The sequence below is a fragment of the Ancylomarina sp. 16SWW S1-10-2 genome, assembly GCF_009669305.1.
Classification (GTDB): Bacteria; Bacteroidota; Bacteroidia; order Bacteroidales; family Marinifilaceae; genus Ancylomarina.
Window position 1 is genome coordinate 1 of the sequence record NZ_SADB01000245.1, and the last position, 427, is coordinate 427.

General features: G+C 55.5%; 1 protein-coding gene. It reads right to left on the minus strand.

The annotated features are described in order from the left end of the window. Positions 1–427, minus strand: a 427-nt coding sequence (locus EMN46_RS19130) for a replication protein P (RefSeq protein ID WP_255447841.1), incomplete at both ends; no start/stop codon positions are given.

Consider the following 427-nt stretch of genomic DNA (forward strand, 5'->3'; position numbering starts at 1 on the left):
AGTAAGCGCATTGGCCCGCATGTTCTGATACAGGTTGGTAACCAGCCAGTAGTGCGCGTTTGATTTCCACGGATAAGACTCCGCATCCGGATACAGGCCTCGCTTCCGGCAATACTCGTAAACCATATCAACCAGCTCGCTGACGTTTGGCAGTCCGGCGGTAACGGATGCTTCTTCCCGGCACCATGCAACAAACTGCCCGGGTGATGGCAGAAATGGTCGATTCTGCCGACGGGCTACGCGCATTCCTGCGTTAACCTGTTCCATCGTGGTGATCCCGTTTTCCCGAAAAGCCAGAACCCACTGGCGACGGATTTCGTTCACTTCGTTCTGGTCACGGTTAGCCAGGCTCGCCGGGAAAGTTGCCAGTAACTGGCTGAACACACCGTTGATGATCTGCGCTACCTGCTGTACCTGCGGCTTTTCG